Below are 21,224 nucleotides of genomic sequence, written 5' to 3' on the forward strand. Positions count from 1 at the left end.
TGAAGCGAAAGAACTTTCAGAAGACCAAATGTTAGGTGCTGTACTTTTCGGTCATGACGAAATGCAAATTGCTGTACAAGCAATCAAAGAGTTTGCTGCAGCTGTTGGTGCGAAAGAATCTGAGTGGGTTGCTCCAACACATAACGAAGAATTACGTGCAAAATTAAAAGAAGCTTTTGAAGCAAAAATTTCTGAAGCGTACACGATCGCAGTAAAACAAGATCGTTATGCAGCTTTAGATGCACTTTATACAGAAGCAAAAACTCAATTCGTTCCTGAAGAAGATGTTGATGGCATCGCAGACGAAGTTGATTTCTTATTCGAAGATCTTAAATACCGTACCGTACGTGACAACATTTTGTCTGGTAAGCCTCGTATCGATGGTCGTGATACTAAAACCGTTCGTGGTATTGACGTTCAAGTGGGTGTATTAGGTCGTGCTCATGGTTCAGCATTGTTTACACGTGGCGAAACACAAGCACTTGTAACTGCAACTTTAGGTAACACACGTGATGCCTTGATGGTTGATACCTTAGCGGGTACGAAAACTGATAACTTCATGTTGCATTATAACTTCCCTGCGTACTCAGTAGGTGAAACTGGTCGTGAATCAGGTCCTAAGCGTCGTGAAATCGGTCATGGTCGTTTAGCGCGTCGTGGTGTTCAAGCGGTTCTTCCACCAGTTGATCGTTTCCCTTACGTACTTCGTATTGTATCTGATATTACTGAATCAAATGGTTCATCTTCTATGGCGTCTGTTTGTGGTGCATCTCTTGCGCTTATGGATGCAGGTGTTCCACTTAAAGCACCAGTTGCTGGTATTGCAATGGGTCTAGTAAAAGAAGGCGAACGTTTTGCAGTTCTTTCTGATATCTTAGGTGACGAAGACCATCTTGGTGATATGGACTTTAAAGTAGCAGGTTCTGCAAACGGTATTACTGCACTTCAAATGGATATCAAGATCGAAGGTATTACTGAAGAGATCATGGAAGTTGCATTAAACCAAGCATTTGCTGGTCGTATGCACATCTTAAATGAAATGAACAAAGTCATTTCACGTGCTCGTGCTGAAATCAGTGCTCACGCGCCAACATTCGAAGTAATCAACATCAATCCAGACAAGATCCGCGATGTAATTGGTAAAGGCGGTGCAACAATCCGTCAAATTACAGAAGAGACTAAAGCTGCGATTGACATCGAAGACAACGGTACAGTTCGCGTATTTGGTGAAACTAAAGCAGCGGCTAAAGCTGCAATTGCAAAAATCCAAGCGATTACTGCTGAAGTTGAGCCAGGAACGATTTATGCAGGTAAAGTAATTCGTATCGTCGAGTTCGGTGCATTTGTAAATATCCTACCGGGTACTGATGGCTTACTTCACATTTCGCAAATCTCAAATGAGCGTATTGCCAACGTGACTGACGTATTAAAAGAAGGTCAAGAAGTAAAAGTACAAGTTGCGGATGTCGACAACCGTGGTCGTATCAAATTAACAATGAAAGACATCGAACAAGCTTAATCGTTTCGATATACAAAAAGCCCGCCTTGCGCATCGCCAAAGCAATTGCTTTGGCTTGCTCAGGGCTTTTTTTATGGCATTATTATTTTAATTAAAATATTGAATATTATCGTTATGCAGCTTTATTATTTTTATCGTCATAACAGTGAAAACACAATTTTTATTAGTGCAGAACAACAAACAGAGCATAGCCTTGAGTTTCTTTGGGTTGATAGTTTAAGGCAAGATCTTGTCAATCATACTGAGACTTGGCAGCAGAATATTTATGAACATACAGGTTTGACGTTAAATGAATTCCATATGCGTGATCTACTCAATATTGAACATCCATGCGCATTTGATACGGTAGAAGAATATGATCTATTGGTTTTTAGGAAACTGATCAGTCCTGATGACCAAATCTATGAAAATGATAATTCAGTAGAGTCGCATGAAAGTGTTTTTGGTTTAGCGACGACACCGATGAGTTTTGTACTCAGTCAAAATATTTTAATTAGTCTCAGAGAGCAAGGTAACAGAGCAGTCGAAAATTATATTCAACGAATCCAAACGATTATGGAGCGTCCGACAGCTGAGCAAAACAAACCAAGAAAGTTACCGAATACGCCCGCTGATCTGTGCCTACGGTTATTAAATAGCATGATTGATGGTTATTTGAATTTACGCACGCCATTGACGCGACGTGTTGAACATTGGCAACAACAATTATTGCAAGGAAATCGTCGTTTTAAACAATGGCATCAATTATTCCATGAGGATATGGCATTCCAACAAATTGAAAATTTATGCGAAGAGCAAATTGAAACCTTACAAGAGTTTCGGGATGAGTTGGTTGATAATTATCATCATGTCGTGGGTGAGCATAAGCACAAATCCCAAGACATTTTATTGGTACGTTTAAATGATTTAATGAGTCATGTGGAGCGTGTGCAAAAACATACTTTACGGCTGAGAAATGCGATTCAGTCTGCTATAGATTTACACTTTTCTGCCATCGCCAATCAAACCAATGAGAATATGCGTATTTTGGCGATTATTACCGCTGTCTTTGCTCCGCTAACTTTACTCACGGGTATTTATGGAATGAACTTTGAGTTTATTCCTGGATTAAAATCACCTGTTGGGTTTTGGATTATGTTGGCTGTGATGCTTCTGAGTACGGTGTTATTGCTTTACTATTTTTATCAGCAACATCTGGTTGGACGAGGAGAGCGTAGTGTGATTGATCTGCTAGCGCAACAACATAAGCAGCGTAATTTAAACCTACTTTGGTTTTTAGATTATGAACCGATCAAGCAAACCTTAAAAGAAGTGGAGAAAATGACTAAGTTGAAATAGATATCACTTAGTCATTGATATGAGTTTAATGAAAATGCTTCAGTTGTTTACGGAGCTGCTGTACTTCATCAATTAAATCCAACATCACCGCGACAGCAGATAAACTCGCATCAAAGTCACGTTGTAAACGATAGGCACGTCTTGCGCGACTGACATCTTCACCAATGAATTGATAATTTTGTGGATCAACTTTGATCTGCAAAATATCATAATCAATTAACTTCAACACCCAGTCAGTACTTTGACCGCAAGCTTCTGCGAAGTGCTCAAGATCAAGTGCCAATTGTTCATCAATGATTTCAACTTGGCAGTGACCGTCATATTGAATTTCTTTGTATTGAATGGTTGTCATGATCTTACTCCTTATGAGGCACGTGGTCTAAATGAAGCAAAGGCATTGGCAAATTGTTGATAAGCTTGTTGCTCTTGTTCACTGTGCGCTGGCGGTAGAACAATATTAATAATCAGATAGAGGTGGCCAGCTGTTTTATTCGGAATCCCTTTATCTTTTAAACGTAATTGTTGTCCATTTTTGGCATTTTTCGGTAAATTTACTTTTAAATGCCCAGCAGGTGTATTTACTTCAATACTTTGTCCTAGTCCTGCTTCCCACGGACTTACATCAATGGTTTGATAAACATCAGCGCCTTCTACACGGATGCGATCGGTATCCTTATATTGGATTTCAATATAGAGATCACCATTTTCACCGCCGTTGATTCCACTTTGACCTTGTCCATTTAAGCGGATTTGCTGACCTTCTTTCATTCCTTTTGGAATTTTAACTTCTAAAGTTTTACGCTGGACTTCAGGTTCACCATATACATTATAGGTTGGGATTTGTAAGGTGATTTGTTGAGTTGAACCATGATAGGCGATGTCTAAATCAACCTGAATACTGGCATGTTGGTCTTCACCCTTGTAACTACGTTGCTGGCGTTGAGAACGTTGTTGACCGCCACCAAAGCCAGAACCAAAACGGCCAAATAAATCTTCAAATCCACTGAAATCAGCACCATCACCAGAACTTTGGCGATAGAACTGAGAACCATCAAATCCGCCTCCGCCTTGGTTGAATCCTCCTGCGCCTTGTCCAAAGCCACTAAAACCTTGTGGATGATCCAGCATTTGATCATATTCAGCCTTTTTAGTGGCATCGCTTAGCGTGTCATAGGCAACATTAATCGCTTGCATTTTTGCTTCAGCATCGGCTTCTTTACTCACGTCTGGATGATATTTACGGGCCAGTTTCCGATACGATTTTTTAATTTCATCTGCTGAGGCATCTCTGGAAACACCTAGCTCTTCATAATAATTTTTTGCCATGATATTTAATTAAGATAATTATGTGTTTCCTTCATTATGAAACGAATCCGAGCAATTTCAATAGCTACGATTGTATAAGACTTGTTGTTTAGCGATGTTGATTGTTGGCGTATTGGCTAAACCAAATACTTACTAAAACCAGTATGATTCCGATGATCTGTAATGTTGTAAGCGACTGGTCTAAGAACCACCAACCGAGTAAAACTGCTGTGAATGGGCTAAGCAGTGAGAGTGAGGAAATCACATTGGCATTTAAAAATTGAAGACCTCTAAACCATAGACTATAACTAAATGCAGCTCCCATGAGACTAAGCCATGTTAATCCTAGGAGATTAAGGGAAGAAGGCATAGGAATGGGCTGATCAAATAACCAAATCAGCGGTAATAGCAGTAGGCCACCCGCAGTAAGTTGCCATGCGCTAAGGGTTAAGGCTGAAACGGGTGCTTGCCATTTCTGAGTTAAAATTATACCGAGTGCCATAGAGGTCGCCCCTGCAAGACCTGCAACAATACCGATTGGGTCAAGTATGGTGTCTGCTGTAAGAACGAGCAGTGAAACACCACTCATTCCGATTAGTGCAGCAAAAATAGCCAAAGGTCGAATTTTGCTGGAGAGCAAAACAGCCGAGAGCATAATAATGATCAAAGGTTGTGATGACAGCACAGTACCTGCGACACCACCAGGCAAACGATAGGTAGCAACAAATAACAAGCTAAGAAAAAGTGTGATATTCAAAGCACCGAGAATAAATGTATATAACCACCAACGACCTGTTGGAAGCTGCCGAGTCAGTAGTAGGAGCAACAATCCCGCAGGCAAAGCACGCAACATAGCAACGACCATCGGTGAGAAGTTAGCTAAAGTCACTGTCGTAACAATATAGGTACTGCCCCATATCAATGGGGCAATTGCTGTGATTAAAAGATTGGCATGATGCGTTTTCATAGGATATCTAACACCTCACTGATTGGGCGGCGTGGTTTTTGCGGCCAATTACCATCTACTGAGCGTCCGACTGGGAGCATCAGTACTGGAATTTCATCTGCTCCAAGTGAAAATAGGTTGCTGACTGCTTGGTGATCAAATCCAATCATAGGGCCTGAACTCCAGCCCATCGCTTCTGCTGCATACATCAGCGTTGCTGTTCCTAAAGTTGCTGAACGTATTGCTTCATCTCTTGCAGTTTCAGGATGACTGTAAAGTGCTTGGGCATTCTCTTGCCAATCATTTGCCATGGTTTTAGGCATGAGGCCCGTTTCTAGAAATGGCTCTAAGCGTTTAGATAGATGCTCCGCATTCGGAAGCTGACCACAAATGATAAATGTGACAGCTGCATCCATGACTTTTCTTTGCCCATAACTCAAGGTAAATAGTTGTTGTTTGAGCGTTGTACTTTGAACTGCGATGAAACGCCAATTTTGTAGGTTAAATGCGGTCGGTGCTCGAGTCGCCAATCGAACAAGTTGTTCAATTTCTTGCTGCGATAAGGTGTGGTCTGGGTCAAAGCGGTTGATAGAAACACGTTGTTCAATGAGTTGGAGAGCTTGCTGCATAGTGATTTACTCAATTCAAAAGAATAAAAAAAGTATAGGTACTTGCTCATTAGTGAACAATTGGATAGTTTTGAAATTCACTATTTACTCATTGGAAATAATAGAGTGGATCGATATACATTATTTCAAGTGTTTCGGCAGGTTGCGGAACAGGGAAGTTTTGCAGCAGCAGGTCGTCAGTTAGGCCTATCCGCTCCAACAATTAGTAAAAGCGTGGCCGAGTTAGAAGCGCATTTGGGTGTTCGTTTAATTCATCGAACGACGCGTCGCATGTCTTTAACGGAGGAAGGTAAAATCTATCTAGAACACTTAGTTCGTGGGCTTGATGCTTTGATTGAAGCTGAAGAGATGATTTTTAATGCCAAAGCATCACCGCATGGCGTGCTTAAAGTCAGCGCACCTATGACCACGACCTTAATTTATCTTTCTGAAGCCATTCCTGATTTTTTATCTGCTTATCCTGACTTAAAGCTTGAGATGCATTTGGATGATCGGCGAGTTGATCTCGTACAGGAGGGTTTTGATCTTGCAATTCGAGGTTATGGTCAGTTGGATGACTCTCGTTTGGTTGCAAGAAAGCTGACGGTTATGCCATTGGTGTTATGTGCGACACCCAATTTTTTTGAAATACACGGTACACCGCAAACGCCTATGGAGTTACGGGATTTGGAACACATCCGTTTTCCCTATGGACACCAAGCCGATGTATGGACATTTCGTAAAAATGAGCAAATTGAAGAGGTTGTAGTGAAAGCGCGTTATTCTGTGACCTCCAGTTTAGCGGTTCGAGATGCGTTAAGGGCGGGGTTTGGGGTCAGTTTAATTCCACGGCCGTATGTACAACAGGATTTACAGACTGGCGTTTTGCAGGAGGTATTACAGGACTGGTCAACAACGGAGGTCACACAATATGCAATTTATCCATCAAGACAACACTTAGCACCCAAGATCCGTGTGTTTATAGATTTTTTAGTTGAACAATTTAAAAAGATGGATAATTTATAATGCCATTGCATGTATTATTTTTAATATTGATAAAGGATTGAAGCGATGGAGAAAGCAAAATGTACTTTCTCCACCATAATTGATTAACTCAGATGTTCACCAAATAAACCTAATGCTTCTTCAGCAGTGAATTCATAACGGGTATTACAGAACTGACAATCCATTTGAATTGGATTTTGCGCTTCTAAAGTTTCATGTACTGCATCGACACCAATTTGGATCAAGGCATTGGCGCAACGCTCTTTAGAACAAGTACAGCCAAACTTTAATTGTTCAATCTCTGGGAGACGAACTTCTTCTTCATTGTAGAGACGATACAGAATTTCATTCGCTGAAAGATCAGTCAGTTCTTCTGGTTTCAGTGTTTCAGTCAGCATGGTCAAACGCGGCCATAGATCTTCATCAACAAGCTTTTGCTCTTCTTCATCATTACGAGGTAATAGCTGAATCAGTAAACCACCTGAACGTTGAGCATTGGTTGCCAATACAATACGAGTCGGGATTTGTGCAGACAAATCATAATATTGCATCAAACAACCCGCCAATGTTGGTTGGTCAAGTGGTACGATCCCTTGATAGCGTTCGCCGTGTTCAGGTTCAATATTGATGAACAGCACAGGATTTGAAAGTGCAGCAAGTACAGTTCTGCTATCGCTACCCTCTAAAAACCGTGGATCTTCTTCATAATCAGCAAGTGCACGAACTTCACCGAGATGATTACACTCAGCCATTGCCCACTTGAATGTGCCATTTGCCTGAATTTGTAAGCTAATTCGGCCACGAATTTTAAGCGTACTTGCGAGTAATGCGGTTGCGCTGAGCATTTCACCTAACAGGCTTTGTACCGCAGGCATATAGTCTCGTTGTGCAAGAATAGTTTGTAGTGTTTCTTCTAAATGAACCACTTCACCGCGAACAGGGCAGTCTTCGATATAAAAGCGTTGGCGTAAATCAGACATATTTTTCTCCAATACCCCGTATAGGGAAAACAAAGCAACGCTTTGCTTTGAAAAGCTCTTTCAGCTTTATAATAAGGTGAATGGTTATGCAGTCAATAATGGTGTCTGTTTAGCAAAACTCAAGTTGTTTCATTGGATGAATTTGCATCACTTTGTTTGTTTTGGTTACTGTTCAAACGATCCTGAGACAAAGTTTTTGTATTTTCAAACAAATACTCAAGTTCAGCGATTGCATTTGGATAAGTCTCAACCGAATCATCATCTTGATGTGATCCATGTTGCTGCTCCAGTAACCTTTGATCTTCTACGCGGAAACATTCGATTTGCGTATGTGCATCAGTTGCAGATAAGCCGGTTTCAATTAAAGCTTGTGCTGCCATTTCAAGTGATGATGCATAAGTTTCACGCCATACGTGTTGAATACCTAAGCTATCTAATAGATGAGCATGATGGCGATCGCGTGCTCGTACAAAAAGATTCAGATCAGGGTAGTTAAGACGTAAATGTCTTGCCAGATTCATGCAATCTTCGACATCATCGATTGCTAAAATCAGAAGTTTACAATATTCAATTCCAGCTGCGCGTAAGTTCTCAACTTGAGTGACATCAGCATCTAAAAAATAATGCCCATATTGCTCAATAAATTCGGCATCAGGTTGGTTACTGTCAATGACGCTAAATTTTAGACCTTGAGCATGCAGCGCCCGCCCGATCACTTGCCCAAATCGACCAAAGCCAACAATGACTATAGGATGCTGAGGAACTTCTGCTGCTGTGATAGGTGCTTTTTTCTGAATGGTGGGTAATATTTTGCTATGCATGAGCCAGTAAAGGAGTGGCGTTAGCAACATAGAGCCTACCACGATTAAGAACATAGGTTGTAGCAGATCTTTGGAGAGAAGCTGCTCATCTTCTGCAAGTTTGAACAAAATGAGTGAAAGTTCACCACACTGTGCCAAAGCGACGGCAACAAGCAGACTGTTCTCTATTCGGCGATGTTGATAATAATGAATTGTACCAATGATGAGTGCTTTGACCAAAACCAGAACAAGGATTGCAACGAAGATAAAAATAGGCGATTGATATAGCGGAACCAATGAAATACTTAAACCAATCGCAAGAAAAAATAAGCCAATGGCAATGTCTTTAAAGGGTTCAATAACCCTTGCAACTTCGGCTTTAAACTCAGTTTCAGCCAAAAGTAATCCCGCAAGAAATGTACCAATCAACACATGGATATTTAAAACCCCCATGAGCAGAATCACCGACAAAACCACAAATAAGCCGAGTGCAGGAATCAATTCAATGCTTTTACGACGAACTAAATAACGAAATGCAGGACGAACAATGTAGCGACTGGCGAGAAATAAGCCCGAGATTGTGGCAATAATTGCTGCAAAATAAGCGATTCCATGACGTGTTGAGGCTGTGTCTTCAAGCAGAGGAAACAGAGCGATCAAAACCACGGTCACAAATATTTGAAATTGTAGCGAAGCTAACGATGCCTGCCCAAAGGATGTATTGAGTTGTTGCTTTTGCTGTAATAATTGTTGGACGATATTGGTGGAGGCAAATGTCAACATACATCCAATCAGAATACTGCTGAATAAATCATGAGTGAGCGCAAAACTTATACTGCTGAATAGGACGGATAAAACAGCAAGTGCTAAACCGCTATTTTTAATGATACTACGACGCTCTATCCATAGTTTTTGTGGACGAAAAGCAAAGCCAGCAAAAAACATCAACATGATCATTCCAAGATACATGATTGGCTGAATAAGCTGTTGGTCGTCGATGAACCCTAATCCTTGAGAACCAAGCAACAGCCCTGCAATTAGATAACCTAAAACGGTGGTTGAGCTATAGCGTTTTGCGAGCGGAACAAGAATTAAAGTCGCAATCAGTAAAAAAATGATTTGTAGCAGTAAAGACATTTATTGCCTCAAATTTTTATGTTTTTAAATAGAGAATTTAACTAAACTCTTGTGGATCAACGTCAATCGATAGCCTGAGCTGATGCTGACGAGGTAAATGTACCACTTGTTGCCACCATTGACGCAAATAAAAATGCAGTTTTGCTCGATCGGCAGATAAAATCACCATATGCGCACGATAACGTCCTGCTTTACGCTCCATTGGTGCAGGGATAGGGCCCCAAATATCGACAATTTCAGCGGCCATTGTTCTAAGTTGTTGTGCTGCTTCACTCAAGAATTGTTGGCTATATTCTCGATTTTTTGATTCGACTCGCACCAATGCTGCATATCGATAAGGCGGCAGCATGGCAATTTTACGTTCAGCCAGCATTTGCTTTGCCACAGTTCGATAATCATGCTCAATCAATGTATTCAGCATCGGGTGATCTGGACGTAAGCTTTGTAGATAAACATTACCTTTATGTTCTCCACGACCTGCACGCCCCGCGACTTGGACAATTAACTGTGCTGTACGTTCAGGTGCGCGAGGGTCAACACTCAGTAAACCTGCATCAATATCTAAAATCGCAACTAAAGTGACATGTGGAAAATGATGCCCTTTCGCTAGCATTTGTGTGCCCAATAAAATACTCGGCTTATTTTGTTGGATACGATCGTAAATCTTCTGCCAACTGCCGACCCGACTGGTGCTGTCTCGATCCACACGAATCACATCATGATGTGGAAACAGCTCCTGTAAATGTTCTTCCAGTTTTGCTGTGCCTGCACCGATACTTTTTAAGGTTTGTTTTTGGCATTCAGGGCAATGATCAGGTAGGCGATGAATCGTACCGCAATGATGGCAATGCAAATAATGATAAGGCTGAGAATGCAATGTAAAATGTGCATCACAATGTGGACAGTTTGCTTGCCAACCACAACTTTCACACATCAAGATCGGCGCATAGCCACGTCGATTTAAAAAAATCAGCACTTGTTCTTTTTTTTCTAGCGTCAGTTTGATTTGATCAATCAAGTTTTGGCTGATGCCGTGCTGCTTTTTTGCGATTTTTAAATCAATCACATGCATTTTGGGTAATACCGCAATACCTGCACGCTGATTCAGCTCAAGCAAATGTAATTTGCCTGATTCTACGAGATGGTAGCTATCTAAGCTTGGGGTTGCTGAACCTAAAATCACAGGGCAACCTTGTAAATGTCCTCGATATAATGCGACATCTCGTGTGTGATAGCGGAAGCCCTCTTGCTGTTTAAAGGAGAGGTCATGTTCCTCATCCAAAATAATCAAGCCAAGATTTGGCATCGGTGTATAAATTGCGGAACGTGTACCGATCACAATCGATGCTTTGCCGGTCTGTGCATGTTGCCATGCTTGTAATCGTTTCGAGTCATTTAACCCTGAATGGAGTAAGGCCACATCACAATGAAATCGTGATTTAAATCGAGCAACAGTTTGTGGCGTCAAGCCGATTTCAGGAACGAGTACGAGAACTTGCTTGCCTTGTTTTAGTACCTCATGCATAACTTGTAAGTAGACTTCAGTTTTACCACTTCCCGTCAAACCATCGAGTAAAAACGCTTGATAATGATGCTGTGCTTTCACGATCTGTTGGATCGCTTTTTTCTGATCTTCATTTGGTGTCAACGGCATTTGCGCCAGTTGCACAGGCATCGGCGTAAAATCATGTGGTTCTAAACGACATTCAACCAGTTGCTTCTTTTCTAATGCTTTTAATGTAGCAGTTTCGACACCACTCAGGTTAAGTACATTCTCGGTTGTACCATGTGGGTGTAATTTTAAGACTTGATAAGCATCATATTGTTTTTGAGAGCGTTTCAATAAAGCATTCGGGTCATCGTGGGGCAGGATTTGCCATTGATGAAATAAAATATCCAGCGCGCGACCTTGCCTCAGTAAACTGGGTAAGGCACTTTGCATGACTTCGCCAATTGGAAATTGATAATACTGTGCAGACCATGTCAATAAAGTTAAAACTTGTTGGTCTAAGATGGCTTCCTTGTCAAGTAATTCAGTGATGGCTTTTAACTTGAACTGTCCTGTAAAAGCTTCGTTAGGATCGACCTTTTCGGTAATGATGCCAACTAGATTTTGTCTTCCGAAAGAGATTGCTACACGCGCGCCGATTTGCGCTTGGGCATATTGCTCCGCGTTGACTGTATAGTCAAAGGTGTCATAGACATATACGGGTATTGCAACTCGAATACGGTAGAGCGTCGCGTTAGAATTTTCGGTAGGCATATAGGCTTCATTCATGTTTAAAATCGCATGACTTCATGTCATAGAATTATGCTAAAGTGCTGCTGGTTATGTCGATGAATTTCTTGTGGAACTCTCGTTCCTCATCCGCAATACGGATACAACGGTAACAACAACTATTTTGGGACAATTAGAACAGAACCATGCCTGCTTATCAATTTACTGCATTAGATGCTTCTGGAAAGCAACATAAAGGCGTACTCGAAGGGGATTCTGCACGCCAGATTCGCCAACAGTTGCGTGACAAAGAATGGACACCCATTTCAGTTGACGCCGTTGAGCAAAAAGATAAGCAACAACAACGGGCTTGGTTTAGAAAGAGTTTTAGTGCCTATGATCTTGCTTTAATGACTCGTCAGCTTTCAGTGCTTGTCGCAGCAGGTATTCCACTGGAAGAAGCACTCAGAGCAGTGAGCAAGCAAAGTGAAAAATCCCATGTTCAAAATCTTCTCATTGCTGTGCGCTCGAAGGTACTGGAAGGTCATTCACTGGCACAAAGTATGCAACAGTCAGGTCGCTTCCCTGAGCTGTATATTGCAACGGTGGCAGCAGGGGAACGTTCGGGACATTTGGATCTAATTCTAGACCAACTTTCTGACTATACTGAAAACCGTTTTGCCATGCAGAAGAAGATCCAAGGTGCAATGATCTATCCGATTATCTTAATGCTCATGTCATTTGGAATTGTGATGGGATTAATGACTTATGTTGTCCCTGAGATCGTCAAAACTTTTGAACAAAGCAAGGAAGCATTGCCATGGATCACTGTGGTTTTAATGAAAGCAAGTGCATTCATTCGGCAGGCATGGATTGCGATGCTGATTCTTGCTGTGGTTGCGATGATTGTATTTACGCGATTTTTGAGAACAACAGCAGGACATTACGCATTTGACCGATTAACACTCAAATTGCCACTATTTGGTAAACTTTCGCGTGGTATAAACGCTGCACGTTTTGCTAGTACGCTCTCTATTTTGACGCGTTCAGGTGTTCCTTTAGTTGAAGCATTACGAATCGGTGCAGAGGTAAGTAATAACTGGGTAATTCGGGATTCCATCGAAGTTGCCATGGAGCGTGTAACAGAAGGTGGTAATTTGGCAACACAGTTAGAACGTTGCGGTTATTTCCCCCCAATGATGGTACAAATGATTCGAAGCGGTGAGGCATCGGGTGAGCTAGATCGGATGCTAGACCGAGCATCGACGATGCAAGATCGCGAAGTCACAGCTTTTATTTCGACATTGTTGGCGTTGCTAGAACCTTTGATGCTGATTTTTATGGCTGCGATTGTGTTGGTGATTGTGATTGCGGTAATGTTGCCAATTATTAATATGAACAATATGATCTAGGAAATTTGATGTTTGAGATGAAAATGAAGAATTCAATCAATGAACAGCATGCTGAGAATAATCTTAATCCTGCCACTCGAAGCATAGCTTCTCGACTTGCGGTATCTTGCCACTCGAAGCATAGCTTCTCATCTTGCGCTGATGATCCTCGCACTCACAACACAGTTGCTCGTCTTGCGACCCGACCGAGCAATACTCGGGTCTCAGGATTCACCCTAATCGAGGTGATGGTGGTGATTGTGATTTTAGGCGTTTTAGCTGCACTGATCGTACCGAATGTAATGGGACGTGGTGAAAAAGCAAAAGTAGATACCACAAGCATTACTTTAAAAGGTGTTGCTGGCGCATTAGATCAATATAAATTAGATAATGGACGTTACCCATCGATGCAAGATGGTGGTTTGGATGCATTGGTCAATCAACCTGCTTCTGCAAAGAATTGGTTACCGGGTGGTTATGTCAAAGGTGGTTATCCTAAAGATAGTTGGGAAAATGATTTACAGTATGTTATCCCAGGTCGAGATGGGCGCTCATTTGATTTATATTCTTTTGGCGCTGATGGTAAAGAAGGCGGCGAAGGGAATGACGCTGATATTTATTATCAACCCTAATATTTGATTAAAACAATCACTTCATTTTTAATTAAATAAATTGAGAGTGAAGTGATAATGTTTCTTGATTCGATAAATGTGTTTAAGGCCTTAAAAAATATATATTTATTATAATAATTGATATGTGGGATTTATAATAAGAATTATTCCCATATTTAATAGTTACAAGAAACAGATAATAAGAAGAAAAATAGACTTTTTCTTTATATCAAAGCTTTGCATAATAAATTCAGACCATTTAAATCAGGTATGGGGGAGTCGGATGAAAGCATTTTTTGTGTTGAATGAACTGAATCAGTTTCATTGGGCAATGCTCAAATCTGTCGCCCTTATTTTCAGTTTATTACCAATGAGTCAAGCTGCATTAAGTTTATGGCAAGCGGCTGAAGGCAGTAGTCAGATTATGATAGGGTTCTTCGCGTTGACGATGTTAAGTGCATGGTTTGTACTTTGTTTCTTGAGTGCTTTAAAAACAAGTGTTTGGCATAACGAGGAAATGATCTCAAAATATGAGCAAATATTATTTAAAGCCTATGGTTATGTACCAATGCTGTTTTTATCAAGTTTAGTGGCTTATTTGTCAGTTCAATTATCACTTGCTTTATAGTCTAAACAACAAAAAATTTTCATTCATCAAAAAAGAGCGTTTTATTTAAAAAACGCTCTTTTTATTTTATCGACGAGATTTGAATGAAATATCTACTTTCTTCGGGCGATAAATCCAACCCATCATCAGTAATAACAGTGAGAAGATTAAAATCGGATAATCACTGAGTCGGTTGTAAAGTGTTTGCCCTTGTATAGCAGGTAATTCACCGCGTAACACAAACTCTTCATCCATCGGTGCTTGTTTGACGATATGACCATTCTGATCAATAAATGCAGTCACACCTGTATTGGTGGCACGAATAAACCAGCGACCATTCTCTTTCGCACGCATTTGTACCATCTGTAGATGCTGCCAAGGTCCAGCTGTTCCTGTAAACCAAGCATCATTGGATACGGTAATTAAGAAATCACTATCTGATGCATTACGACGAGTTAAATTAGGATAAGCAACTTCATAGCAAATCGCGGCTGCCAAGGCGTGTCCTTTAACCATTAACGTTTTTTGATTGGCTTCACCGCGTGAAAAACCACTCATACTCACGTCATTTTGCATTGCTGGAAGCACCCATTTCAGTAAACCTGACAATGGAATGTACTCACCAAATGGAACTAAGCGTTGCTTTTTATATAAACCATAGGAATCACTGCCTGATGCCATGATACTGTTGTAATACAGTGGTTCGCCAACTTGTTGCGATTTTGCCATATCCCAATAGGGAATACCTGTCACCCAAGCCGTATCTGATTTTTTCGCTTGAACATCCATTGCTTTTAAAAACTCTGGAATATCAGTTTGGAAGAGTGGAATAGACGATTCTGGCCATACAATCAGATCACGTCCCCATTCAGCTCGACTCAATCCGGCATAAATCTCTAAAGTCTTAACTTGATATTCCGTTAACCATTTAAGGTCTTGAGGAATATTGCCCTGAATTAACGAAACACTCAGTGGTTTTGCTGCTTTGGGCTGCACGAATTGAATAAATCCAGATCCCCAAGCACCTAAAACTAGTAGAGCAGAGGGAATAGCCCAGAAGAAACGTTTATTTAAGATTTCAACTAAAGCACATGCAAGTACGATCACAACGAAGGAAACTGCATACACCCCAAATAAAGGTGCATAGCCATCGAGTAATCGCTCAGTAAATGCATAACCTGCAAATAACCAAGGGAAACCAGTAAATACCCATGTCTTCGCCCATTCAAAGAGTACCCAAAGTGGCGCAAAGGTCAAAGGTGTTTCTGGAAAGAACCGACGATAGAGCCATGTTTGAAACGCTGTAAATAAGCCCATTGCTGTTGCCATAAAGACAATCATCAAAATGCTTAAGAACGCATTGGTATCACCGTAGGTATGAATGGAGGTATAGAGCCAAAACGCGCCGACAAACCATAAACCAAAGCCATAAGCCCAACCTAAAACAAGGGCTTGTCTAGGCCCTCGCTGGCGTAAAACCGCATACAATAATGCTGGTGATAAAATCGCAAGCCACCAAAAATAATAAGGTGCGAGCGCCAAGCTAAAGATTGCACCCGAAATGAGTGCAATCAAAAGTGGAAAAATAAAAGGGAGCTGTTTTTGTGATTGGGATGGATTTAACAGCTTTTCAAAATAGCTTCTCATTGACGTACAGCTCGAATCAGATGAATAGTGCGTGCATCTGCTTCGATAATGGTGAATTGCCAATCGCCAAGTTCAATCGTTTGTCCTTGTAGATCGCTGACGAGACCAATTTCTTGTAAAAGCAGACCGCCCATAGTTTCAACTTCATCGTCAGAAAAATCTGCATCTAAAATAGTGTTGAAATGTTCGATTGGTGTAAGTGCTTGAACAATCCACGTATTTGCAGTCGTTGGGTCATTGTCTGGAACAATATAGAGCGCTTCTTCATCTGCAATATCATGTTCATCCTCGATTTCACCGACGATTTCTTCAAGAATATCTTCGAGTGTGACTAAACCAGAGGTTGACCCATATTCATCAATGACGATTGCGATATGTGTTTGCGTATTTTTAAGCATACGCAACACTTGATCCGAACGCGCACTCTCGGGTACGAAAACAGGTTGGCGCATCAATGCACGAATATCAACATTGACATTACGTTCAGTGAGAAATGGTAAAAGGTCTTTTGCTAGTAGAATACCAACCACGTTGTCACTTTGATCAGCCGAAAACACAGGGAAGCGTGAATGTGCTGATTCAATTAAGACATCTAAAATATCAAAGAGTTGATCATCCTCTTGTAAGCTAATAATTGCTGTACGCGGGGTCATCACTTCTCGAATTTTTGTTGCTGGTAGATCTAGAACACCCTCAAGCATAGCAACAGTATCTGGCTCTAAAAAGCGACGCGAATTTTGAACTAACTTGAGTAATTCATCGCGGGTTTCAGGTGCGGTACCTAACCATTTTCTTAAGCCACGCATACCCCACGACGGACTGGATTCCTCGACCATGATCTTTCCTAAAGACTCTCTATATCAATTAGATGATTTTCATCATACCGAAGATAAAGCGGATATGCATCAATAAAACGATGCAAAAAACGTACAGTTTTTCAAAATATTGTTGGTGATTTTTATATAGTCACTTTATGTTAAAATATGAAAATTAGAATATTTGAGTTTAATGATGTCTGAAGCAGCAAAAGTTCCTAGTGTTCAGCTAAATACCAGAGGTTTACGTTGTCCTGAGCCTGTTATGATGTTGCATCAAGCAATCCGAAAAGCCAAAGCGGGTGACATTGTGGAAGTATTGGCAACTGACCCTTCTACATCTTGGGATATTCCAAAATTTTGTATGCATTTAGGGCATGAGCTTTTGCTCAAAGAAGAGAGCCTTGATGAAAATAGCAATACTGAATATCGTTATTTGGTGCAAAAAGGCTAATTCTCTTTTTTAATATTACTTACCTCCCGTATTGGGAGGTATATGCAAAATCATATTACAAACAGTAGTTATTTTTTACCATGAAACTTTTCAATCCAGTGATTTAACCAATAATCCACACTCACATAACGACCACCACCTAACACAATTAACGCAAGTAACATCACAAAATAGGTTGCTGCAAACTCAATTCCATTATTTAAAATAACAAATGAGCCATTCGATGTGAGCCAGTCATAATTGCCATAAGTCATTAAAATCTCTCTTGCTTTCTCTAATTTTTCAGCGGACGCCATCACTTGCATATTGGCAAAAGGTGCTTGTGGATCGGCAATCGCTTGCCAACCATTCGGTAGGTGTACAGTAAATATCGCGACGAGCATTGTGATCATCAACGGAATACTGATCCACCGAGTTGCCAAACCCAGTGCTAATAAAATGGCACCACCCAGCTCAGCAGACGTTGCTAGTGTTGCCATCAGTGTTGGAAAGGGTAACCCTAAGCCCCAATCGGGATTGCCAAACCATTCAACTGTATCTGCAAAATGAGCAAGCTTGTTAGAACCTGCCATCCAAAACACTGGGATAAGAAACAACCTCAACGAAAGTGCTGCAATTCCGTCGAAATGTTTTAAATGCGAACAAAAATTCTGATAGCGTAACAATAAAGGATAAATAAATTTATTCATGAGGATTTCACACCGACTCGTATTGAATAGTCATTAGTCGGTTGAGGATTTAGTTTCTTACAAGAAAAAAATTATTTTTTAACTGTAATAAATTGAGTGGTCGCTCGTCTAATAACATGTACCTAAGTACAAAACTCCAAATTGATTTAAAAGGAACTTCAAAATGAATAAGTTAAATTCGATGACATCAGTCGCTGCTTTAGTTGCACTGTCTATGGTTGGTGCAACAACACATGTCTCTGCGGCTTCAACGACAACTGAAACCCATGTGACCAAAGCTGCTGATGGTAAATGTGGTGAAGCAAAATGTGGTGCAAATAAAGCCAAACAACAGCATAAAACAACTGAAGCAAAATGTGGCGCTAACAAAAAAGCGGCTGATGCGAAATGTGGTGCTGACAAAAAAATGGCTGATGCGAAATGCGGCGCAGATAAAAAAATGGCTGATGCAAAATGCGGCGCACACTAATCAATTAAATGATCGGTGATGACAACAACTTTATAACGTTGTTGTCATCATTGAAAAGGAATGCAAATGGTTGCTTTCAATGGTGCTGGACTGGGTTTAAGACGTGATTTTATTGATACGTTTTTACAAGCAGACCAACATCCTGATTTTATAGAAGTTGCACCTGAGAACTGGATGGGTTTTGGTGGGCGACATGCAAAGTTATTGGCGCAATGTTTGGAAAAGTCGCCATTAGTTTGTCATGGGCTTTCCTTATCTATCGGTGGGCCGCATCCACTTAATCTTGAGTTTGTGCACCAAGTACGAGATTTTTTAAAACAACATCAGGTACTGACTTATTCGGAACATTTGAGTTATACCAATGATGGTGGTTATTTATATGATCTATTGCCGATTCCGATGACGGAAGAAGCCGTGGACTATGTGGTTGAACGGGTCTTGCGTGTACAAGATATTTTAGGTCAACGTTTAGTTCTGGAGAATGTTTCAACGTATCTCATGCCGAATGCAGAAATGAGCGAAAGTGATTTTGTTCATGAAGTGATTACACGCGCAGACTGTGAATTATTGCTTGATGTAAATAATGTCTATGTGAATAGTAAGAACCATCAAACAGATGCATATGCTTTTATTGATGCGATGCCGAAAGATCGGATTCGATATCTACATATTGCTGGTCATGAACAAGTGAGCGATGATTTGTTGATTGATACGCATGGGGAAAATGTCTGTGATCCTGTGTGGGAATTGTTGGCATATACCTACCAAACTGGTGGTGTAAAGCCGACCTTGTTAGAACGTGATTTTAATATTCCGACGTGGCAGCAACTTCAGCATGAGCTAGATATAATCAAGGACTTACAACATCAATTTAGCTATCCACAATCACTTCATACCAATACCTTAAATACCTCAAGTGAGGTAAAAGCATGAAGATGAATAAAAGTCCTCTGCAGCAAACTCAGCAGGCATTTTGTGCATGGGTTCGTGACCCTCGATCAGATCTTCCAGCAGAATTTGCAACAGAGCGAATGCAGGTTTATCGAACCTTATTGTTCAATAATGTCAGTTCATTTATTAACTTGGTGTATCCGATTGCCCGAACGCTATTATCTGAGACGAAATGGCAGGCTTTGCTGCAAGATTTCTTTCAAAATGCTCAAAATCAATCACCATTTTATAATGATATTTCACTGCAATTCAGAGAATATCTTGATGAGCAACAACATCCAATCTTACAAGAATATCCGTGGTTAGCGGAGTTATTACAATTTGAATGGCTGGAACTCTATTTAGATACGGTTGAAATCGAAGAGAAAACTTTCTCATCAGCGTCAGCTTGGCAATTGAACACACACATTTGGATTTTGGTTTATCAATATCCAGTTTATCTTTGGACAATTGAACACCAAGACTTTGAGTATTCACCGAGCGCAGTGATGGTTTGGCGAAATCATCATCATCAGGTTTGTGTTGAACCATTATCTCCATTATTCGCTTATTTGATTGAACAACTCAATCAGAGAGCCTTGACTAAACCAGAGCTTAAGCAGTTGATAGACACGACGTTGCCAGACTTATCTGCACCAGAAGTAGAGCAACAACTGAAGCTATTATCTGAACGATTAACTGAGTTAGATTTATTGTATATCCCAGAACAATAGAATGAGGTCAGGAGATGGCTCAGGCTGCTACAAACAATGACGAGTTCACTCAACAACTACAAAATCCTGTTTTTTTGCATGATCTAAGGCAGCAAATGATGAAGTTTGCAGTATTGCAGCTTTCTTCATTTCATCAAGCGGAAGACGTGGTGCAAGAGGCTTTAGTGAGTGCTTTGCAGCATGTTGAATCATTTTCAGGGCGTGCAGCATTTAAAACGTGGGTGTTTGCGATTCTGAAAAATAAGATCGTTGATTCGATTCGACAAAAAACACGTCTGGTTAGCATGAGTGAGCTATTTCATGATGATGACAGCGAGTTAAGCGTGGATGCGCTGTTTGATGCTGCTGGACATTGGCAAAAATCAGAGATGCCAAAAGCATGGCAAAATCCTGAAGAAATGATGGAGCAACAAGATTTTTGGATGATTTTCGATGCTTGTTTGAATCATTTACCTGCAAAGTATGCACAAGTTTTTATGTTGCGGGAAATGATAGAACTCAGCTCTGATGAAATATGTGAAAAGCTGGAACTTACGGTTTCTAATCTCAATGTTTTAATGTATCGCAGCCGAGCACGATTACGTGAGTGTTTGGAAAATAAATGGTTACTTCAGGAGGATTGCTCATGTTGACCTGTCGACAAGCAACGCAGTTACTTTCTGAACAACAAGATCGACAACTGTTGTTGAAAGAACAGAGTGGTTTACAATTTCATTTGATGATGTGTCGTTCATGTCGACGTTTTGGTAAGCAAATGAAAACGCTGAGTGTATTGTCTAAAGCATATAAGCGATTTGATGAAGAGCAGAAAGACTAAAATAAAAAGCCTCAATGAATTGAGGCTTTTTATTTGATTATGTGGCAGGCATTCGGCATTACCACATGATCTAAAAATTACATGTTAGGGTATGAGAAGCGACTAAAGCTTCGCAAGAACTATCCGAATATTACATATTCGGATAGTTAGGACCACCACCGCCTTCAGGCGTTACCCAAGTGATATTTTGTGACGGATCTTTAA

At 40.6% G+C, this 21,224-nt stretch carries 23 protein-coding genes; 12 read left to right on the forward strand and 11 right to left on the reverse strand.

The window, feature by feature from the left end:
* Both pnp and B4237_RS00635 read left to right on the forward strand, forming a co-directional pair.
* Window positions 1-1,519, forward strand: a 1,519-nt coding sequence (pnp, locus tag B4237_RS00630; protein ID WP_286940780.1) for a polyribonucleotide nucleotidyltransferase, incomplete at its 5' end; no start/stop codon positions are given.
* Between the two features lie 114 nt (window positions 1,520-1,633).
* Window positions 1,634-2,857: a magnesium transporter CorA family protein gene (locus tag B4237_RS00635; RefSeq protein ID WP_278595964.1), complete on the forward strand. Its 1,224-nt coding sequence runs from the start codon at window positions 1,634-1,636 to the stop codon at window positions 2,855-2,857.
* A 25-nt stretch (window positions 2,858-2,882) separates the two neighbouring features.
* On the opposite strand, the gene B4237_RS00640 is transcribed toward B4237_RS00635, so the two are convergent.
* From B4237_RS00640 to B4237_RS00655, 4 genes are all read right to left on the reverse strand, one after another.
* Window positions 2,883-3,209, reverse strand: a complete 327-nt coding sequence (locus tag B4237_RS00640; protein ID WP_004876542.1) for a chaperone modulator CbpM — start codon at window positions 3,207-3,209, stop codon at window positions 2,883-2,885.
* Between the two features lie 11 nt (window positions 3,210-3,220).
* A complete protein-coding gene (locus B4237_RS00645; protein ID WP_278595963.1) occupies window positions 3,221-4,183 on the reverse strand; it encodes a DnaJ C-terminal domain-containing protein in 963 nt (320 codons plus the stop codon).
* Between the two features lie 88 nt (window positions 4,184-4,271).
* Window positions 4,272-5,129, reverse strand: a complete 858-nt coding sequence (locus B4237_RS00650; RefSeq protein WP_278595962.1) for a DMT family transporter — start codon at window positions 5,127-5,129, stop codon at window positions 4,272-4,274.
* Window positions 5,126-5,737 (reverse strand): nitroreductase family protein, encoded by a 612-nt coding sequence (locus B4237_RS00655; protein WP_278595961.1) that lies wholly within the window; start codon window positions 5,735-5,737, stop codon window positions 5,126-5,128. The genes B4237_RS00650 and B4237_RS00655 overlap by 4 nt, the downstream gene beginning before the upstream one ends.
* 105 nt (window positions 5,738-5,842) lie before the next feature.
* Between B4237_RS00655 and B4237_RS00660 the strand changes: the two genes are divergently transcribed.
* Entirely contained in the window at window positions 5,843-6,742 is a 900-nt protein-coding gene (locus tag B4237_RS00660) for a LysR family transcriptional regulator (protein WP_278595960.1), read from the forward strand.
* Between the two features lie 83 nt (window positions 6,743-6,825).
* Here B4237_RS00660 and hslO read toward each other — a convergent pair whose 3' ends face one another.
* From hslO to B4237_RS00675, 3 genes are all read right to left on the reverse strand, one after another.
* Complete coding sequence (gene hslO, locus B4237_RS00665) at window positions 6,826-7,701, reverse strand: Hsp33 family molecular chaperone HslO (protein WP_004876552.1); 876 nt, start codon at window positions 7,699-7,701, stop codon at window positions 6,826-6,828.
* A gap of 119 nt (window positions 7,702-7,820) precedes the next feature.
* A complete protein-coding gene (locus B4237_RS00670; protein ID WP_278595959.1) occupies window positions 7,821-9,638 on the reverse strand; it encodes a cation:proton antiporter in 1,818 nt (605 codons plus the stop codon).
* A 37-nt stretch (window positions 9,639-9,675) separates the two neighbouring features.
* A complete protein-coding gene (locus tag B4237_RS00675; protein ID WP_412502052.1) occupies window positions 9,676-11,901 on the reverse strand; it encodes a primosomal protein N' in 2,226 nt (741 codons plus the stop codon).
* Between the two features lie 161 nt (window positions 11,902-12,062).
* Here B4237_RS00675 and gspF point away from each other — a divergent pair, with 161 nt between their 5' ends.
* The 3 genes from gspF to B4237_RS00690 all read left to right on the forward strand — a co-directional run bounded on the left by gspF (window position 12,063) and on the right by B4237_RS00690 (window position 14,486).
* Window positions 12,063-13,268 carry a type II secretion system inner membrane protein GspF gene (gene gspF, locus B4237_RS00680; protein ID WP_019385791.1) on the forward strand — a complete coding sequence of 402 codons (1,206 nt, stop codon included), beginning with the start codon at window positions 12,063-12,065 and terminating at the stop codon, window positions 13,266-13,268.
* Window positions 13,269-13,276: 8 nt separating this feature from the next.
* The gene (gene gspG / locus B4237_RS00685; RefSeq protein ID WP_278595957.1) at window positions 13,277-13,879 is read left to right on the forward strand and encodes a type II secretion system major pseudopilin GspG; all 603 of its coding nucleotides are present in this window, start codon (window positions 13,277-13,279) and stop codon (window positions 13,877-13,879) included.
* A gap of 262 nt (window positions 13,880-14,141) precedes the next feature.
* Window positions 14,142-14,486 carry a hypothetical protein gene (locus B4237_RS00690; RefSeq protein ID WP_278595956.1) on the forward strand — a complete coding sequence of 115 codons (345 nt, stop codon included), beginning with the start codon at window positions 14,142-14,144 and terminating at the stop codon, window positions 14,484-14,486.
* 66 nt (window positions 14,487-14,552) lie between these two features.
* On the opposite strand, the gene lnt is transcribed toward B4237_RS00690, so the two are convergent.
* Together lnt and B4237_RS00700 are read right to left on the reverse strand one after the other, a co-directional pair.
* Entirely contained in the window at window positions 14,553-16,112 is a 1,560-nt protein-coding gene (gene lnt, locus B4237_RS00695) for an apolipoprotein N-acyltransferase (RefSeq protein ID WP_278595955.1), read from the reverse strand.
* On the reverse strand, window positions 16,109-16,948 hold the full coding sequence (locus B4237_RS00700) for an HlyC/CorC family transporter (RefSeq protein WP_007480070.1): 840 nt from the start codon (window positions 16,946-16,948) through the stop codon (window positions 16,109-16,111). Before B4237_RS00700 ends, lnt begins: the two co-directional genes overlap by 4 nt.
* A 175-nt stretch (window positions 16,949-17,123) precedes the next feature.
* Here B4237_RS00700 and tusA point away from each other — a divergent pair, with 175 nt between their 5' ends.
* Window positions 17,124-17,381 carry a sulfurtransferase TusA gene (gene tusA, locus B4237_RS00705; RefSeq protein WP_004876567.1) on the forward strand — a complete coding sequence of 86 codons (258 nt, stop codon included), beginning with the start codon at window positions 17,124-17,126 and terminating at the stop codon, window positions 17,379-17,381.
* A 68-nt stretch (window positions 17,382-17,449) separates the two neighbouring features.
* Here the strand turns inward: tusA and B4237_RS00710 are convergent, their stop codons facing one another.
* Window positions 17,450-18,070, reverse strand: coding sequence for a DoxX family protein (locus tag B4237_RS00710; protein WP_278595954.1), 621 nt, complete (start codon window positions 18,068-18,070; stop codon window positions 17,450-17,452).
* A gap of 163 nt (window positions 18,071-18,233) precedes the next feature.
* Here B4237_RS00710 and B4237_RS00715 point away from each other — a divergent pair, with 163 nt between their 5' ends.
* The 5 genes from B4237_RS00715 to B4237_RS00735 all read left to right on the forward strand — a co-directional run bounded on the left by B4237_RS00715 (window position 18,234) and on the right by B4237_RS00735 (window position 21,020).
* On the forward strand, window positions 18,234-18,539 hold the full coding sequence (locus B4237_RS00715) for a hypothetical protein (RefSeq protein ID WP_278595953.1): 306 nt from the start codon (window positions 18,234-18,236) through the stop codon (window positions 18,537-18,539).
* 66 nt (window positions 18,540-18,605) lie between these two features.
* Window positions 18,606-19,472 carry a DUF692 domain-containing protein gene (locus tag B4237_RS00720; RefSeq protein ID WP_278595952.1) on the forward strand — a complete coding sequence of 289 codons (867 nt, stop codon included), beginning with the start codon at window positions 18,606-18,608 and terminating at the stop codon, window positions 19,470-19,472.
* Window positions 19,469-20,203 carry a DNA-binding domain-containing protein gene (locus B4237_RS00725; RefSeq protein ID WP_278595951.1) on the forward strand — a complete coding sequence of 245 codons (735 nt, stop codon included), beginning with the start codon at window positions 19,469-19,471 and terminating at the stop codon, window positions 20,201-20,203. The genes B4237_RS00720 and B4237_RS00725 overlap by 4 nt, the downstream gene beginning before the upstream one ends.
* A 14-nt stretch (window positions 20,204-20,217) precedes the next feature.
* Window positions 20,218-20,835, forward strand: a complete 618-nt coding sequence (locus tag B4237_RS00730) for an RNA polymerase factor sigma-70 (RefSeq protein WP_278595950.1) — start codon at window positions 20,218-20,220, stop codon at window positions 20,833-20,835.
* Complete coding sequence (locus B4237_RS00735; RefSeq protein WP_004876580.1) at window positions 20,829-21,020, forward strand: zf-HC2 domain-containing protein; 192 nt, start codon at window positions 20,829-20,831, stop codon at window positions 21,018-21,020. Before B4237_RS00730 ends, B4237_RS00735 begins: the two co-directional genes overlap by 7 nt.
* 130 nt (window positions 21,021-21,150) lie before the next feature.
* Here B4237_RS00735 and B4237_RS17675 read toward each other — a convergent pair.
* Window positions 21,151-21,224, reverse strand: a 74-nt coding sequence (locus B4237_RS17675) for a 4Fe-4S dicluster domain-containing protein (protein WP_151023660.1), incomplete at its 5' end; no start/stop codon positions are given.

Source organism: Acinetobacter sp. UBA6526, from assembly GCF_002434875.1.
GTDB classification, from domain to species: Bacteria; Pseudomonadota; Gammaproteobacteria; order Pseudomonadales; family Moraxellaceae; genus Acinetobacter; species Acinetobacter venetianus.

Coding starts and splice junctions, on each gene's coding strand:
- B4237_RS00675 (WP_412502052.1), bottom strand. CDS start 11,901: ATGCCTACCGAAAATTCTAACGCGACGCTCTACCGTATTCGAGTTGCA.
- B4237_RS00700 (WP_007480070.1), bottom strand. CDS start 16,948: ATGGTCGAGGAATCCAGTCCGTCGTGGGGTATGCGTGGCTTAAGAAAA.
- B4237_RS00720 (WP_278595952.1), top strand. CDS start 18,606: ATGGTTGCTTTCAATGGTGCTGGACTGGGTTTAAGACGTGATTTTATT.
- tusA (WP_004876567.1), top strand. CDS start 17,124: ATGTCTGAAGCAGCAAAAGTTCCTAGTGTTCAGCTAAATACCAGAGGT.
- B4237_RS00650 (WP_278595962.1), bottom strand. CDS start 5,129: ATGAAAACGCATCATGCCAATCTTTTAATCACAGCAATTGCCCCATTG.
- B4237_RS00730 (WP_278595950.1), top strand. CDS start 20,218: ATGGCTCAGGCTGCTACAAACAATGACGAGTTCACTCAACAACTACAA.
- gspG (WP_278595957.1), top strand. CDS start 13,277: ATGTTTGAGATGAAAATGAAGAATTCAATCAATGAACAGCATGCTGAG.
- lnt (WP_278595955.1), bottom strand. CDS start 16,112: ATGAGAAGCTATTTTGAAAAGCTGTTAAATCCATCCCAATCACAAAAA.
- B4237_RS00710 (WP_278595954.1), bottom strand. CDS start 18,070: ATGAATAAATTTATTTATCCTTTATTGTTACGCTATCAGAATTTTTGT.
- gspF (WP_019385791.1), top strand. CDS start 12,063: ATGCCTGCTTATCAATTTACTGCATTAGATGCTTCTGGAAAGCAACAT.
- B4237_RS00715 (WP_278595953.1), top strand. CDS start 18,234: ATGAATAAGTTAAATTCGATGACATCAGTCGCTGCTTTAGTTGCACTG.
- B4237_RS00670 (WP_278595959.1), bottom strand. CDS start 9,638: ATGTCTTTACTGCTACAAATCATTTTTTTACTGATTGCGACTTTAATT.
- B4237_RS00640 (WP_004876542.1), bottom strand. CDS start 3,209: ATGACAACCATTCAATACAAAGAAATTCAATATGACGGTCACTGCCAA.
- B4237_RS00645 (WP_278595963.1), bottom strand. CDS start 4,183: ATGGCAAAAAATTATTATGAAGAGCTAGGTGTTTCCAGAGATGCCTCA.
- hslO (WP_004876552.1), bottom strand. CDS start 7,701: ATGTCTGATTTACGCCAACGCTTTTATATCGAAGACTGCCCTGTTCGC.
- B4237_RS00735 (WP_004876580.1), top strand. CDS start 20,829: ATGTTGACCTGTCGACAAGCAACGCAGTTACTTTCTGAACAACAAGAT.
- B4237_RS00725 (WP_278595951.1), top strand. CDS start 19,469: ATGAAGATGAATAAAAGTCCTCTGCAGCAAACTCAGCAGGCATTTTGT.
- B4237_RS00635 (WP_278595964.1), top strand. CDS start 1,634: ATGCAGCTTTATTATTTTTATCGTCATAACAGTGAAAACACAATTTTT.
- B4237_RS00690 (WP_278595956.1), top strand. CDS start 14,142: ATGAAAGCATTTTTTGTGTTGAATGAACTGAATCAGTTTCATTGGGCA.
- B4237_RS00655 (WP_278595961.1), bottom strand. CDS start 5,737: ATGCAGCAAGCTCTCCAACTCATTGAACAACGTGTTTCTATCAACCGC.